This is a genomic window from Paenibacillus sp. FSL K6-2862, from assembly GCF_038005125.1.
Classification (GTDB): domain Bacteria; phylum Bacillota; class Bacilli; order Paenibacillales; family Paenibacillaceae; genus Paenibacillus; species Paenibacillus illinoisensis_A.
This window is the reverse complement of record NZ_JBBOSN010000001.1, coordinates 5,683,292-5,699,212: the sequence shown is the minus strand read 5'-3', so window position 1 is coordinate 5,699,212 and position 15,921 is coordinate 5,683,292. Positions and strand designations below refer to the sequence as shown.

Annotated in this window: 10 protein-coding genes and 1 pseudogene; all 11 read left to right on the top strand. The window is 45.9% G+C overall.

What is annotated here, in order from left to right:
• Nucleotides 1-13 precede the first annotated feature (13 nt).
• Complete coding sequence (locus tag MHB82_RS25800; RefSeq protein WP_095292355.1) at nucleotides 14-916, top strand: carbohydrate ABC transporter permease; 903 nt, start codon at nucleotides 14-16, stop codon at nucleotides 914-916.
• 185 nt (nucleotides 917-1,101) lie between these two features.
• Nucleotides 1,102-2,790 carry an ABC transporter substrate-binding protein gene (locus MHB82_RS25795; RefSeq protein ID WP_341176172.1) on the top strand — a complete coding sequence of 563 codons (1,689 nt, stop codon included), beginning with the start codon at nucleotides 1,102-1,104 and terminating at the stop codon, nucleotides 2,788-2,790.
• 382 nt (nucleotides 2,791-3,172) lie between these two features.
• A complete protein-coding gene (locus MHB82_RS25790) occupies nucleotides 3,173-4,867 on the top strand; it encodes an ABC transporter substrate-binding protein (RefSeq protein WP_110821703.1) in 1,695 nt (564 codons plus the stop codon).
• A 336-nt stretch (nucleotides 4,868-5,203) separates the two neighbouring features.
• A complete protein-coding gene (locus MHB82_RS25785) occupies nucleotides 5,204-6,904 on the top strand; it encodes an ABC transporter substrate-binding protein (RefSeq protein ID WP_375335127.1) in 1,701 nt (566 codons plus the stop codon).
• Between the two features lie 274 nt (nucleotides 6,905-7,178).
• Nucleotides 7,179-9,557: a glycoside hydrolase family 95 protein gene (locus MHB82_RS25780; RefSeq protein ID WP_341176171.1), complete on the top strand. Its 2,379-nt coding sequence runs from the start codon at nucleotides 7,179-7,181 to the stop codon at nucleotides 9,555-9,557.
• A gap of 19 nt (nucleotides 9,558-9,576) precedes the next feature.
• Nucleotides 9,577-10,923 (top strand): annotated as a pseudogene (locus MHB82_RS25775) (GH1 family beta-glucosidase).
• Between the two features lie 325 nt (nucleotides 10,924-11,248).
• Complete coding sequence (locus MHB82_RS25770; RefSeq protein WP_024631414.1) at nucleotides 11,249-11,512, top strand: hypothetical protein; 264 nt, start codon at nucleotides 11,249-11,251, stop codon at nucleotides 11,510-11,512.
• Nucleotides 11,513-11,830: 318 nt separating this feature from the next.
• Nucleotides 11,831-12,790, top strand: coding sequence for a ubiquinol oxidase subunit II (gene cyoA / locus MHB82_RS25765; RefSeq protein ID WP_110821706.1), 960 nt, complete (start codon nucleotides 11,831-11,833; stop codon nucleotides 12,788-12,790).
• Nucleotides 12,791-12,811: 21 nt separating this feature from the next.
• Nucleotides 12,812-14,782 (top strand): cbb3-type cytochrome c oxidase subunit I, encoded by a 1,971-nt coding sequence (locus tag MHB82_RS25760; RefSeq protein ID WP_095361754.1) that lies wholly within the window; start codon nucleotides 12,812-12,814, stop codon nucleotides 14,780-14,782.
• Complete coding sequence (gene cyoC, locus MHB82_RS25755; protein ID WP_095292385.1) at nucleotides 14,782-15,396, top strand: cytochrome o ubiquinol oxidase subunit III; 615 nt, start codon at nucleotides 14,782-14,784, stop codon at nucleotides 15,394-15,396. The genes MHB82_RS25760 and cyoC overlap by 1 nt, the downstream gene beginning before the upstream one ends.
• The gene (gene cyoD, locus MHB82_RS25750; protein ID WP_095292387.1) at nucleotides 15,397-15,726 is read left to right on the top strand and encodes a cytochrome o ubiquinol oxidase subunit IV; all 330 of its coding nucleotides are present in this window, start codon (nucleotides 15,397-15,399) and stop codon (nucleotides 15,724-15,726) included.
• The last annotated feature ends 195 nt before the right edge of the window (nucleotides 15,727-15,921 follow it).

Below are 15,921 nucleotides of genomic sequence, written 5' to 3'. Positions count from 1 at the left end.
AGGGGGGAACACTATGGCGAACAAATCATTCAATGCTACACGGGGCGATAAACTGTTCGATATATTCAATATCATTGCTATGGCGCTGGTACTGATCGTGACGCTGTATCCATTCCTGAACGTGCTTGCGATCTCCTTGAATAACTCAACAGATACGGTACGTGGCGGAATTTACTTGTGGCCGCGGGAATTTACACTGGAAAACTACAAAACGATCTTCCAATATGACGGGCTGCTGCAAGGTCTGCAGGTTTCCATTATGCGTACGATTGTAGGTACACTGCTCGGTCTGATCAGTTCCTCGATGATTGCCTTTACACTGGCTCGTCCGGACTTCAAATTGAGAAAATTCGTATCAACTGCACTTGCACTTACGATGTATTTCTCCGGGGGTCTGATTCCGGTCTACATCCTGATGCGTGACCTGAACCTGATCGGTACGTTCTGGGTGTATGTATTGCCAGGTATGATTAGTGCGTTCAACGTATTCGTTATTCGTTCCTTTATTGACGGACTGCCGTATGCGCTTCAAGAATCGGCGAAACTGGACGGTGCCAATGACTTTAAGATTTATTACAAAATCATCCTGCCACTCTGTAAACCGGTTCTTGCAACGATTGCATTGTTCCTGGCAGTAGGCCAATGGAACGCATGGTTTGATACGTATCTGTACAACGGTTCCAAGGCACATCTCACAACGCTCCAGTATGAGTTGATGAAAGTACTGCAAAGTACACAGCAAGGTTCTGGTGCTGGACGGAATGCCAATGACATGGCACAGCAGATGACGCAGATTTCACCAGAGTCCATCAAGATGGCCATTACGATCGTTGTTACCGTTCCAATCCTGGTTGTATATCCATTCCTGCAAAAGTACTTTGTAGGCGGTATGACACTGGGTGCAGTAAAAGCATAATAATTAATATTATAGAGCTGCCAAAAAGAGCAGCCGTAAACTAAAAAAAGCATCAGATGCCCGAGGCGTGACCCATTGGTTTGCGCCTCACCGTATAGGGCTGCGGAGCGGCATTCATGAAGCTATAGACAGGGACAAAAAAGTCCCGGATAAGACAGACATATGAAACAGGGAGGATTACCATTATGGCAAGTTTTAAAATGAAAGGGGCACTGGCTCCTGTACTTGCGATGTCTTTGCTCGCAGGTTGTGGCGGTGGAGGAACTGGCGGCGAAACGTCGTTTAAAGACACAAGTGGTGAAACGACTCCGCTCACATTCAGCTTTTTTAGCGTCGATCCCAGTCCAAACTGGAATGGCATGAAGGATGAGGTTGGCCAGGTTATCACGGAGAAAACAGGAGTAACACTTAACGGTGAATTTGCCGTCAGCGGTGGTCAGGACAAAATATCCTTAATGGCAGCGAGCGGGGATTATCCCGATATCGTGTCACCCAAAGGAGAACTTAGCAAGCTGGTGGATGCAGGAGCAATGTTGGATCTGACAGATCTGATTGACCAGTATGCTCCCAATCTGAAGAAGCTGTATGGTAATTACATGGACCGGTTGAAATACAGTAATGAGGATCAGGCCATTTATGTGCTGCCAACGTATTACGCGGTAGACCAAAAGTACTTTGATGCAGGCGGCGGATTCGGTATTCAGCACCGTGTATTGAAAGAGCTTGGCTACCCTGAGGTGCGCACACTTGAGGATTTCGAAAATGTGCTGAAGGCATACAAAGAGAAACATCCGACGATTGATGGACAACCAACGATCCCTTTATCACTTGATGCGGATGACTGGAGAATCATGATCACGGTAACGAATCCGGCTTTCCTCGCAACAGGTGCACCGGATGACGGTGAATATTACATCAATCCGGAAACGTACGAAGCAATGCTTCACTACAAACGTCCAGAGGAAAAAGAGTACTTCCGTTGGTTGAACAAAATGTACAACGAGGGATTGCTTGATCAGGACAGCTTCGTACAAAAAACGGATCAGTATAAATCCAAAATCGCAAGTGGACGTGTACTTGGTGTAATTGACCAGGATTGGGGCTACTCCGATGCTGAAAACGCATTGAAAGCAGCAGGCAAGCCTGAAGCAACATATTCACACTTCCCGGTGACCCTGTCTGAGGACATCAAGGACCATTCCTATCAGGACACGGGATTCGTATCCGGCTGGGGTGTAGGTATTACAACGACGAATCCGGATCCGGTTCGTACGATTAAATTCTTCGATTACCTGGCTTCTGAAGAAGGTCAAGTGCTGATGAACTGGGGAATTGAAGGCCAGCACTACGAAGTGAAGGATGGCAAGCGTGTCATTCCTGCCGATGTTCTGGACCAAAAGACAAACAATGCTGCCGTATTCCAAAAAGAGACAGGGATTGGTCTCTACACGAATATGTCCGGTCACTACGGAGACGGGGTTAAAGATTCGACGGATAACTATTACACCACGAATTTCCCTGAACAGATCGTAGCAGCTTATTCCGAACCAGAGAAAGAAACACTGCAAGCATATGGTGTTACAACCTGGAAGGACTTGTACCCAAATGAAGATGAGTTCGCGGTTAAGCCATGGGGAGCGGCTTACAATTTGCCAACGCCAGGTGACTCCGATTACAACGTTATCTTCCAAAAAACGCAGGATATTATCCGTAAACGAATCCCGGAGGCTATTCTCAGTTCCCCGGATCAGTTTGACGGCATCTACGATGCGATGATTGCAGAAGTGAACAAGGCCGGAGCAGAAAAAATGGAGCAACAATACACCGAGCTTGTCCAAAATCGCGTTAAATTGTGGAATGGTGAAGCTCAATAATTGCTTATCGTTTATCATTCATTTTTTTGAAGAGAGGAACCCAGAAACCTGGGTTCTTCTTTTTGTGCTAAAACGTTTTCCGAAAAACGTTTTCAAATTTGTGAATTCACTATTGACAAGGACTTAGAGAGCGATTATTATTCAATTATGAAAGCACTTACATCACTGGTATGACAGACATTAACGGCTTTCCCTTCAAGTCTGAAATAAAGGAATATATCAGGTTTATTAATTTTAAAAAGGTAATTATCAACTCATTTAGTAAGCGCTTTTAAAGTAATAAAAACTAAAGTTTTACATCAAGATCATTCACTTTCCGGTATGTGCAGGCCAGCCTGTTATACAATAGAAAGCTTCATTTTATCCATAAGGGGGATTACACATGAAGGGCAAAACACCAAAAACATTCGCAATGCTCCTACTCGCAAGTGCTCTTGCCATTACGGCAGGCTGTGGAGGAGGTACTACTGCTTCAGAAACACCAGAGGATACAGGGGATACAACCAGTCCAATCACGTTTACATTCTTTGGTGCAGATGCAAGTCCAAACTGGAACAATATGAAGGATGCAGTCGGCCAAGAGATTACCAAACGAACAGGTGTTACGATTGAGGCAGAGTACGATGTGAATAATGGCGGGGATCAGAAAATACCTTTGATGGCTGCCAGCGGTGATTACCCAGATATTATCTTTCCTAAAGGGAACTTATCGAAGCTTGTTGACGCAGGTGCTATGCTCGACCTTACCGATCTGATCGAAGAACATGCACCAAACCTGAAAAAAATCTATGGCGATCAGATGAATCGTTTGAAATACAGTCTCGAAGATCAAGCCATTTATGCAATTCCGACGAACATGGGCGTAGATAACGTTTCATTTGATGCTGGTGGCGGATTTGAGATTCAACAAAAGGTATTGAAAGAGCTTGGATATCCAGAAGTAAAAACGCTTGAGGATTACGAAAACGTATTAAGAACCTACTATGAGAAACATCCAACGATTGACGGTCAGCCAACCATTCCGCTCACATTGAATGCGGATGACTGGAAGATCATGATTACGGTAACGAACCCGGCATTCCAGGCAACGGGTGCACCGGATGACGGTGAATATTATATCAACCCGGAAACGTATGAAGCGATGCTGCACTACAAACGTCCGGAAGAAAAAGAATATTTCCGTTGGTTGAACAAAATGTATAATGAAGGACTGCTCGACAAAGATACCTTTGTTCAAAAAGACGACCAATACAAATCCAAAATTGCCAGCGGCCGCGTACTCGGTTTGATTGACCAGGACTGGAACTATGGTGAAGCTGAAAATGCCCTCAAAGCAGCGGGCAAAGATGACAGCACGTATGCTCACTTCTCTGTATCCCTGAACGAGGATATCGTGGACCACACATTCCAGCCAACTGGATTCGACGGATACGGAATCGGGATTTCAACAACGGCCAAAGATCCGGTACGAATCATCAAATTCATGGATTGGCTTGCTTCAGATGAAGGTCAAGTGCTGAGAAACTGGGGAATCGAAGGTCAACACTATAATGTTGAAAACGGCAAACGTGTCATTCCTGACGAAGTTCAGGATCGCAAAGTTAACGACAATTCAGCATTTACCAAAGAAACTGGTATTGGTCTGTACAACATCTTCAGCGCGAGGTATGGCGACGGGGTAAAAGATTCTACGGACAATTACTACACAACCAACTTCCCTGAACAGATCCAAGCGGGTTATACTCCAGCTGAGAAGGAAACGCTGAAAGCATATGGTATTACAACATGGAAGGATTTCTTCCCATCCGAAGATGAACTGAAGCTGAAAGACTGGGGCGCTGCGTACAATATGCCGGTTCCATCGGATACAGACTACAACGTAACATTCCAGAAAACACAGGATATCATCCGCAAACGGATCCCTGAAGCTATTCTGGCGAAGCCTGAAAACTTCGATCAAGTCTACGACGGCCTCCTGGCTGAACTTGACAAAGCAGGGGCAGTAGAGATGGAGAAACAGTACACCGTATGGGTGAAGGAACGTGTAGCCCTGTGGACTGGTAAAGATGTGAAATAACTGAAAATTTCAGAAAATCGGAATATTATTTAAAGCTTTTATTCTATAGAAAGAGGCCTTGAAAAAAGGCCTTTTTTTGTTGTTGACGGGACGGGTAGGATAGCATATAATCATTGATGTAAGCACTTTCAGTAAGCGTTTTAAAGTAAGCTTCGAAAACGTTTTACGATTGTTAGAAGCATTAAAATGAATTGGCCATACAATATATTTTAGGCTTACAAAAAGTATGGATTGTTCTTATGGTAAGCGCATACAGAAATGCGCTCCAAAAGTGGTATTCGCAGGCTTAGCCTGTTATACAGATAAAACCTTCATAATAATAGGGGGAACTAGACAATGAGAGGCAAAATGAAAGGCAATACACCTAAGACTTTTGCAATGTTGATGCTCGCAAGTGCGCTGTTGGTTACTGCTGGTTGCGGAAATTCGGGAAGCAAAAGTGCTTCTGAAGATTCAAACGGTACCGATCCGGTTACATTTACGTTTTTTGGTGCTGATGCAAGTCCAACTTGGAACAAGATGCAAGATGCAGTTGGTAAGGAAATTACCAAGCAAACTGGCGTTACAATTGAAGCAGAATACGATGTAAACAATGGTGGCGATCAAAAAATTGGTCTCATGGCTGCCAGTGGTGATTATCCTGATATCATTTTCCCAAAAGGTAACTTGTCTAAGCTTGTAGATGCTGGCGCGATGATTGACCTCACGGATCTGATTGAGGAGCATGCACCAAACCTGAAGAAAATCTATGGCGATCAGATGAATCGTTTGAAATACAGCACGGAAGATCCATCCATCTACACAATTCCAACTAATATGGGTGTAGATAATATGACATTTGACGCAACAGGCGGTTTTGAAATTCAGCAAAAAGTGTTGAAGGAGCTAGGCTACCCTGAGGTGAAAACACTTGAGGATTACGAGAATGTACTCAAAGCCTACTATGAGAAACATCCAACGATTGACGGCCAGCCAACCATTCCTCTGACATTGAATGCGGATGACTGGAAGATCATGATTACCGTAACCAACCCGGCGTTCCAGGCAACAGGTGCACCGGATGACGGTGAATATTATATCAACCCGGAAACGTATGAAGCGATGCTGCACTACAAACGTCCGGAAGAAAAAGAATATTTCCGTTGGTTGAACAAAATGTATAATGAAGGACTGCTCGACAAAGATACCTTTGTTCAAAAAGACGACCAATACAAATCCAAAATTGCCAGCGGCCGTGTACTCGGCTTGATTGACCAGGAATGGAACTATCAAGAAGCTGAAAATGCACTGAAAGGTGCAGGCAAGGATGATAGCACATACGCTCACTTCTCTGTATCCCTGAACGAGGATATCGTGGACCACACATTCCAGCCAACTGGATTCGACGGTTACGGAATTGGAATCACCACTGCAGCGGAAGACCCAGTTCGTATCATTAAATTTATGGACTGGCTCGCTTCTGACGAAGGTCAAGTGCTGAGAAACTGGGGAATTGAAGGTCAACACTATAATGTAGAGAATGGTAAACGTGTTATCCCTGACGAAGTTCAGGATCGTAAAACCAACGACAACTCTGCATTCAGTAAAGAAACAGGTATTGGTCTCTACAATATCTTCAGTGCAAGATATGGTGATGGTGTGAAGGATTCTACAGATAACTATTACACAACCAACTTCCCTGAGCAGATTGTGGCTGGTTATACAGCGGCTGAGAAAGAAACGCTCAAAGCCTATGGCATTACTACATGGAAAGAGTTCTACCCATCCGAAGAGGAACTTCCTCTCAAAGAATGGGGAGCGGCATACAACATGCCTGTACCTTCAGGTACAGACTATGACGTAACGTTCAGAAAAACTCAGGATATCGTACGTAAAAGGATTCCAGAAGCAGTTCTGACGACGCCAGCGAATTTCGATAAAGTGTATGATGACATGCTCGCTGAGCTGGATAAAGCAGGTGCAGTGGAAATGGAGAAACAATATACGGTTTGGGTTAAAGACCGTGTATCCCTCTGGACTGGCAAAGATGTAAAATAATCAAGCATGGATGGAGGTTCATCCATAGTATAGAAGAGGCCCTGAACAAGGGTCTCTTCTTGTTTGTCTTGTGATGTTTTACGTTGACGAAGAATGTTAAATCCAATATACTTTTCTTACTGAAAGCACTTTCACCTTAGTGTTATTAGAGAACTATATTAAGGTGCAAGAAGATCCAATGAATACATGACAATTGCATCTGTTTTTGATGTATTCGAAAACGTTTTAGTTATTCCAGTAAAATAATAGATGATCAATGAAGAGGAGTTATTTTATGTCCCCATTTAATGAGGAAGCAAAGATCAATCGTCTATGGTACCGCCAGCCCGCTACTCGATGGGAAGAGGCGCTGCCTATTGGGAACGGTCGTCTCGGCGGTATGGTGTACGGTGGTGCAGCAGAAGAGCGTATTCAGCTTAACGAAGACACCCTGTGGTCAGGTTTCCCACGCGATACCATTCAGTACAGCAGCCAGAGGTACTTGAAGCGCACCCGTGAACTAATCATGGCGGGACAATATAGTGAAGCTGAAGAGCTGCTCAACCGTGAAATGTTGGGCCGTGATGTGGAAGCTTACCAGCCGATGGGACACTTCATCCTGCAGCAGGAAGGACTTCTTGCACTGAATTATGAAGAGTTTGAACGTGAACTTGATCTGGAATCCGGTATAGCGAAGACAAGCTATGTCTATGAAGGCGTTCGTTATATTCGCGAAGTCTACACCAGCACACCGGATGATCTGATGATATGTACGCTAACGGCTGACAGGGACGGGGCAGTTAACATCACTGCTCATTTGGATAGCCCGCATCCGTATACAACCCAACTTTCCGAAGATGGCGTGACTATGTTCAGCCGTTGTCCGAGCCATGTGGAGTCGAACTACTTCCGAGACCATCCCGAATCGGTCATCTATGAAGAAGACCGGGGGACCCCATATGCTGTTCGTTTTGCCGTGACGGTGACCGGAAATGAGGCGAAGATATCGACAGAGGATGGCAAGCTTCATGTTCAGGGAGCCAAACAGGTTGTATTTTACTTGGCTGTAGCTACTGCTTTTGAGAGCTATGAGATTGTTCCCGTAAAGGATGGACCATTGCTTGAGCAAGAGTGCAGAGATGTCATCACCAAAGCCATGACATTAGGGCATGAAAGTTTGCGTATTCGGCATGAGGCTGATCACCAGTCTTTATTCTCTCGGGTCCGTCTTGATCTCGGATCTACTTCTAACGCAGAGCTGCCTACCGATGAGCGGCTGCAATCCTACCAGAGTGGGGTTCAAGATCCCGGGCTCGAAGCTCTTTATTTTCAATATGGCAGATATCTATTAATGGCCAGCTCGCGCCCAGGCACACAACCAGCCAATCTGCAGGGCATATGGAATCATCAGGTTGAGCCGCCGTGGCACAGTGATTATACGATCAATATCAATACGGAAATGAATTATTGGCCAGCTGAGGTGTGTAATCTGAGCGAATGCCATGAACCACTATTCGATCTGTTGGAGGACCTCAGTCAGACTGGGCGTAGAACCGCTCGCATATTGTACGGTGCTCGTGGATGGACAACCCATCACAACGTGGATATTTGGAGAACGACTACACCTACGGGCGGTGATGCCAGTTGGGCATTTTGGCCGATGGGTGGTGTCTGGCTGACTTCGCATCTGTGGGAACATTACCTCTTTACCGGAGATCAGCGTTTTCTCGAGGAGCGTGCATATCCGGTCATGAAGGAGGCAGCACTTTTCTGTCTGGATTGGCTGATTGAAGGACCGGATGGATATTTGGTTACTGCTCCTTCAACCTCACCGGAGAACAAGTTCCTGACAGGTGAAGGAGAAGCACGCAGCATTTCGATGGCGTCGACAATGGATATGACACTGATTCGTGAATTGTTCACCAGATGTATTGAGGCAGCGGGGACTCTTGAGGTCGATCAGGCACTGGTTGCGGAATGGGAAGACAGCCTGAGCAGATTATATCCGTTCCGGATTGGCAGTGAAGGTCAATTGCAGGAATGGTTCAAGGATTTCGCCGAATCGGAGCCAGGACATCGCCATGTTTCCCATCTGTATGGCCTGTATCCGGGGGAACAGATCAATCGAATGGATACTCCGGAGCTTGTAGAAGCTTCACGTGTATCGCTTGAACGGCGCATATCGCAAGGGGGCGGGCATACCGGTTGGAGCTGTGCATGGTTAATCAATCTGTATGCGCGTCTGCTTGACGGTGGCCAGGCGCATCAGTTTGTACGTACACTGCTTGCCCGGTCCACCCACCCTAATCTATTCGATGATCATCCTCCGTTCCAGATTGATGGCAACTTCGGGGGCACGGCCGGCATTGCAGAGATGCTGCTGCAGAGCCATCTGAATGAACTGCATTTACTGCCGGCTCTGCCAGATGAATGGACACAAGGCAGCGTAACTGGTTTACGTGCACGGGGAGGCTATACCCTATCCATGGAGTGGAAGGACAGCCAATTGGTATCTGCCGTAATCAAGGCTGAGCGGGATGGTTCGGTGACCATTCGAAGTGCACACGCGCTGCGAGGTGAAAGTGGGGAGCAGCATCAGGCTGAACTGACACCACAAGGGGATTATGTAATTACTTTATCCATGACCGCAGGACAGACAGTCCGCGTATCATAAGGAGACGGGGGAGAAAGCAATGACAATTTTTCAATTTCCGCAGGATTTTCGCTGGGGTACAGCAACAGCTTCCTATCAAATAGAAGGAGCAGCACAGGAAGGTGGACGCGGTGTATCCATTTGGGACACGTTTGCACGGACACCAGGCAAAGTTTTTAACGGGGATAATGGGGATGTAGCTTGTGATAGCTACCACCGTTATGAGGAAGATATTGAGCTGATGAAGAAGCTGGGTATCAACACCTACCGATTCTCCATTGCCTGGCCACGCATTATCCCGGACGGGGATGGCGAGATCAATCGTGAAGGCCTGGACTTTTACCACCGATTCGTGGACAAGCTGCTTGAGGCAGGTATTGAACCTTTTTGCACGCTCTATCACTGGGATTTGCCTCAAGTGTTGGAGGATGACGGAGGTTGGGGAAATCGGAGAACCGTCGATGCCTTTGTTAAATATGCAGAGGTTATCTTCAAGGAATTCACGGGTAAAATCAAGTTCTGGCTGACGTTTAACGAACCATGGTGTATTGCGTTCCTGTCCAACCTGCTGGGAATCCATGCACCGGGTAACAGAGACCTTCAGACCTCCCTTAATGTGGCTCATGGACTGCTTGTCGCTCATGGTAAAGCGGTACAGTCCTTCCGGCGCCTTGGCACAACGGGACAAATTGGTATTGCACCTAACGTGTGCTGGGCTGAGCCATACAGCAAGTCACCGGAAGATCAGGCGGCATGAACCCGCTCTATCGCACTCAACACAGACTGGTTCCTGGACCCGATCTATAAAGGTTCCTACCCGCAATTCATGGTGGATTGGTTTGCCCAAGCGGGTGCCACAGTGCCAATCCAGGAAGGTGATATGGAGATTATCTCGCAACCGATTGATTTGCTGGGGATCAACTATTATACGATGGGCATTAATCGTTTCAATCCGGAGGCAGGGGTACTGCAGTCTGAAGAAGTGGATATGGGCCTGACGAAGACCGACATTGGCTGGCCGATTGAATCCCGTGGGCTGTATGAGTTCATGCATTATTTGCAAAAGTATGGCAACGTCGATGTCTACATCACCGAGAATGGTGCTTGTATCAATGATGATCTGGAGAATGGGAAAATTAATGATGATCGCCGGATTTCCTATTACGAACAGCATCTAGCCCAAATTCACCGTATCATTAACGATGGCATTAACCTGAAGGGATACATGGCTTGGTCTCTGATGGATAACTTTGAATGGGCGGAAGGGTACCGGATGCGTTTCGGTCTTGTTCATGTGGACTATCGTTCACTGGTAAGAACGCCGAAGGAAAGCTTTTACTGGTACCAGAATGTCATTAAAAACAACTGGCTGGAGACGCGTAATTAGTTGGAGCTATCCATGCATAATATAGATTCGAAACAAGACGGTGGGTTCGGTTTATCCGAACCGCCGTTTTTTTTGTGACGATTTTCAGGGAAAGGAGACATGTTCATAAAGCGTTCAAAAGGTTAAATCCTATTGCTGTTATGAAGAGGGCGTTTTTGGGTTATACATAACAAGAGGATAAATCAAGTGTTTGTCAACAGTCCAAATCAAAATAAAGTGTCCAAATTTCGAAATAAATTTGAACATTTGTTGACTAAAAATCATACTGATGTGGTATATTGGTAAAAGGAAAGCACTTACAAAAAGGGAAAAGGAAGTGTTTACTATGGCATCGAAGACAGCAATGGTAAGCCAATTGGAGCGTAAAGATAAGAATATGCGGCGCGCAGTGTTGACGATGACAGTTCTGGCCTGGATCGCCCTCATTACTGGGGTGGTCATGTGTTTGATTAACCTGAATGATTTTAATGACCGTAATCTTGGCTTGATGGTCGGCATCGGTTTTCTGGTAGGTAGTGTGTTTATTTATGTAATCGCCAAATCAATTGGTCTTGTTCATACACGCCGGGAAGATGAAGGAGCGGATTAATTATAATCTGGCGATCTTTCGTTCATAATAAGACTGGATAAGTACCCGGAATCCAGTCAATAAAGCCCTTTGCGGATTCGTTGAGACTGTTCAACGGGACTGCAAAGGGTTTTATTTTGTGACTCGAAGTGTAATGATTACAATGGAAAAATATCAAGTGTGCAAGTGATTTGTGAGAAAAAATTCACACATTTAAGGTGTAAAATCGACAAATTTGTTAACAAGACCAAAAAAGTTGCTCATTTCTGATATCTTTAGAAGGAAGAGAGTAGTATACTGATTTTTCAGTATGAGCGAATTTAAGGAGAGGGGATCAAGATGAACAAGAAACCTAGGTCGCTTACCCGGATTATCATTCCGGTTGTCCTGACGTTGGTTACAATTGCATTGATTGTCTGGCCAATGCTGGCAGGCGGGCAGTACGTTGTTCTGGATCCGAAGGGACCTATTGGCGCTTCGCAGAGAGATTTGATTGTCATTTCGACAATTCTTTGTGCGATCGTTATCGTACCTGTGTTGATTTTGTCTGCTGTAATCGTTTGGCGTTACCGCGACAAGCCGGACAATAAAGCTGCTTATGAGCCTAACTGGGCGCATAGTACCAAAGCTGAGGCTATCTGGTGGACGGTTCCAATTGTTATCATTGGATTGCTTGCGATCGTAACTGTTCGCTACACCTATGATTTGGAGCCTTCGAAGCCACTGGCTTCTGAGAAAGAACCCATTACCATTCAAGTATCTTCACTGGACTGGAAATGGTTGTTTATGTATCCTGAGCAAGGCATTGCAACGGTCAATACGTTGAATATTCCGGCAGACCGGCCCGTGAAATTTGAGCTCACCGCGGATTCACCGATGAACTCGTTCTGGATTCCGCAGCTTGGTGGACAAATTTATACGATGTCGGGTATGGCGATGACCTTGTATTTGCAAGCAGATCACGAAGGAACTTACTTCGGTTCTGGCGCCAACTTTACTGGCGAACATTTCGCCCAAATGCGATTCGACGTCAACGCAACATCGGATGAAGAATTCGATCAATGGGTGGCTGAAGTAAAACAACAATCCCAACCGCTGACGCAAGAGACGTATAACACACTGGCGGAACCGGGAACTAGCAATGTTGCTTATTATTCTTCCTTCCCTGAAGGATTGTTCCAAGACATCGTGACCAAGTATGTCATTGAAGGTTCAGGCGCTCATAACCATGGAACTTCGGAAGAAGCTTCAGGCGCCCAAGAAAATACGTCCACGAAAGTGGACAAGAGTGCTAACTAAAGATTCGAAAGGAGGCCCCCAATGTTAGAGAGACTTAAGGAGTTTGCATCGGAGTTTTTCGTTACCGGTGACCCGCTGATTTATGGTGCGGACGTGGCCATCGGTATTACGATGATTACCATCGTAGCGGTGCTGACTTATTTCAAAAAATGGGGCTGGCTCTGGCGTAACTGGTTAACAACCGTCGATCATAAAAAGATCGGTATTATGTATATCATTGCTTCCATCATCATGTTGTTCCGTGGTGGTGTCGATGCGCTGATGATGCGTCTTCAGCTAGCTATGCCTAACATGGATTTCTTGCATCCAGAACATTATAACCAAGTCTTTACGACTCATGGTACCATCATGATCTTGTTCATGGCGATGCCATTTATGTTCGGTTTGTTTAACGTAATTGTGCCTCTACAAATAGGGGCAAGGGACGTCGCATTTCCGTTCCTGAATGCTTTAAGCTTCTGGTTATTCTTCCTGGGAGCAATGCTGTTCAACCTATCCTTCGTTATCGGTGGATCACCTGATGCAGGATGGCTGAGTTATCCGCCTCTATCGGAGCTGTCACACAGTCCGGGGGTAGGACAGAACTTCTATATATGGGGTATACAGATCTCGGGTATCGGTTCCCTGGCTACCGGTATCAACTTCCTGGTTACCATCATTAAAATGCGTGCGCCAGGCATGAAATGGATGAAAATGCCGATGTTTACATGGTCGGTATTCTCCACTTGTATCATCATCTTGTTTGCATTCCCAATCCTGACTGTGACACTTGCATTGCTCTTCCTGGATCGGTTCGGCGGGGCGCATTTCTTCACGCTTGATATGGGCGGTAACCCAATGATGTATATCAACTTGATCTGGATGTGGGGCCACCCTGAGGTATACATTGTCGTCTTGCCGGCATTCGGTGTATTCTCCGAGATTGTAAGTACGTTCTCGAAGAAAAAACTGTTTGGTTACAAATCAATGGTATTTGCGATGTTGATCATTAGCTTCCTGTCCTTCTTCACATGGGCGCATCACTTCTTCACGATGGGTTCGGGAGCTGACGTTAATGCATTCTTCGCTGTTACAACGATGTTGATTGCGATTCCGACAGGGGTTAAAATCTTCAACTGGCTGTTCACGATGTATCGCGGACGGATCCGCATGGCCACCCCGATGTTATGGACAATCGCATTTATTCCATGCTTTATCGTCGGTGGTATGACGGGGGTTCTGCTTTCCGTAGCACCAGCTGACTTCCAGTTCCACAACAGTTACTTCCTGATTGCCCACTTCCACCAAGTATTGATCGGTGGTGTAGTATTCGGATACTTCGCAGGTCTGTACTACTGGTGGCCAAAAATGTTCGGTTTCCAACTTGAAGAGAAACTGGGCAAATGGGCGTTCTGGACTTGGAATATTGGTTTCTATGTCTGCTTCATGCCGCAGTACGCTGTAGGTTTGATGGGTATGACACGTCGTCTGAGCACCTACGGCTGGGATACCGGCTGGTGGGAACTGAACTTCGTATCCACAATCGGGGCATTCCTGATGGGTGTAGGTTTCTTGTTCCAGGTTGCACAAATTGCAGACGGTATTCGCAAATACAAAACACTCAAAGCATCCGGCGATCCATGGGATGGTCGTACACTCGAGTGGTCGATTCCTTCACCAGCTCCTGAGTACAACTTTGCCATTACACCGCGCGGTGATGATATTGATGAGTGGTGGGAAGAGAAAGAACGTCGTGCCAAAGGCATCTACCCACCAGAGCAGCCGCTCGAACCGATTCATATGCCTAAGAACTCCGCAATTCCGTTTATCATGTCTGTCTTCTGGTTCATCGCCGGCTTCGGCTTTGTATTCGGATGGCTGTGGATGGCGATTCTCGGACTCGCTGGCGTAGGGATCTGTATGATCGCTCGTTCATTCTCATACGATACGGATTATTACATTCCGGTCGACGAAATTAAGCGTACCGAAGCGTCGTTAAGGGGGTCGGTATAATGGCTCAAGCAGCCGCTAAGCATGGTCACGATCACGGTCACGACCATGGTCACCATGATCCACAAGAATTGAAATTGCTCGGTTTCTGGTTCTTCCTGATATCCGACGTTATCCTGTTCTCCGTATTGTTCGCAACCTTTATTGTGTTGCGTGACAATACGGCGGGCGGACCAATATTGTCTGAGCTGATCAAAATGCCTGGCGTTATCGCCGAGACATTTATCTTGCTCACAAGTTCATTTACGAGCGGACTTGCCGTTCTTGCGATGAACCAAGGTAAAGTGAAGCAACTGATTAGCTGGCTGGCAGTTACAGCTGTTCTCGGTGCAGCCTTTATCGCACTTGAAGTAACCGAGTTTGTTGAGATGATTCACGAAGGATTCAGCTACACGACGAGTGCTGCTTCCGGCGCATTCTTCACCCTCGTGGGAACTCACGGACTTCACGTATCGTTAGGTTTGATCTGGATGATCGGATTGATGTTCCAATTGAAAAAACGTGGTATTACCGATGTGACTCGCGGTAAAATCAACGTAATCAGCTTGTACTGGCACTTCTTGGACGTCGTCTGGATCTTCCTCCTGTCGATCGTTTATCTGATGGGGGTGATGTAGATGGCAGAGCATAACTCACATGATTCCCATGCTCACGAACAGCATGGCTCCATGAAGTCCTATGTCATCGGCTTCATTCTGTCCATCGTCCTCACAATCATCCCATTGGTGGTTGTACTGAATGATATGATGGGCAGAACAGGAACAATGGTTGTTATTCTCGTAACGGCCGCACTACAGTTTGTGGTTCAACTCTTCTTCTTCATGCATATTCGTGAAACAGGAAAACCACGCTGGAATGTCATGGCTTTGATTTTCGGCCTGCTGATCATGTTGACCATCGTTCTTGGTTCAATCTGGATCATGCTGAACAATGCCGTTGCACATTAAGTTTTGAATAAAGAGGATCTCCCGGTCTGCACTGCAGACGGTGGAGATCCTTTTTTTTGTTTTCACTTAAGTGGAAAGCCAAAGTATAGCTTAATTAAAATCAGTTTATTTTCAAAAAAAGGTACACAAATGGTACATAATGAACTAAAATGAACTTATATGAACTTTATAATCAAATCATCTCAAACATCACTC

Bases quoted from the DNA above. Each gene is read 5' to 3' on its own strand.
- MHB82_RS25760 (WP_095361754.1), top strand. From the start codon at position 12,812: ATGTTAGAGAGACTTAAGGAGTTTGCATCGGAGTTTTTCGTTACCGGT.
- MHB82_RS25800 (WP_095292355.1), top strand. From the start codon at position 14: ATGGCGAACAAATCATTCAATGCTACACGGGGCGATAAACTGTTCGAT.
- cyoA (WP_110821706.1), top strand. From the start codon at position 11,831: ATGAACAAGAAACCTAGGTCGCTTACCCGGATTATCATTCCGGTTGTC.
- MHB82_RS25770 (WP_024631414.1), top strand. From the start codon at position 11,249: ATGGCATCGAAGACAGCAATGGTAAGCCAATTGGAGCGTAAAGATAAG.
- MHB82_RS25795 (WP_341176172.1), top strand. From the start codon at position 1,102: ATGGCAAGTTTTAAAATGAAAGGGGCACTGGCTCCTGTACTTGCGATG.
- MHB82_RS25790 (WP_110821703.1), top strand. From the start codon at position 3,173: ATGAAGGGCAAAACACCAAAAACATTCGCAATGCTCCTACTCGCAAGT.
- MHB82_RS25785 (WP_375335127.1), top strand. From the start codon at position 5,204: ATGAGAGGCAAAATGAAAGGCAATACACCTAAGACTTTTGCAATGTTG.
- cyoD (WP_095292387.1), top strand. From the start codon at position 15,397: ATGGCAGAGCATAACTCACATGATTCCCATGCTCACGAACAGCATGGC.
- MHB82_RS25780 (WP_341176171.1), top strand. From the start codon at position 7,179: ATGTCCCCATTTAATGAGGAAGCAAAGATCAATCGTCTATGGTACCGC.
- cyoC (WP_095292385.1), top strand. From the start codon at position 14,782: ATGGCTCAAGCAGCCGCTAAGCATGGTCACGATCACGGTCACGACCAT.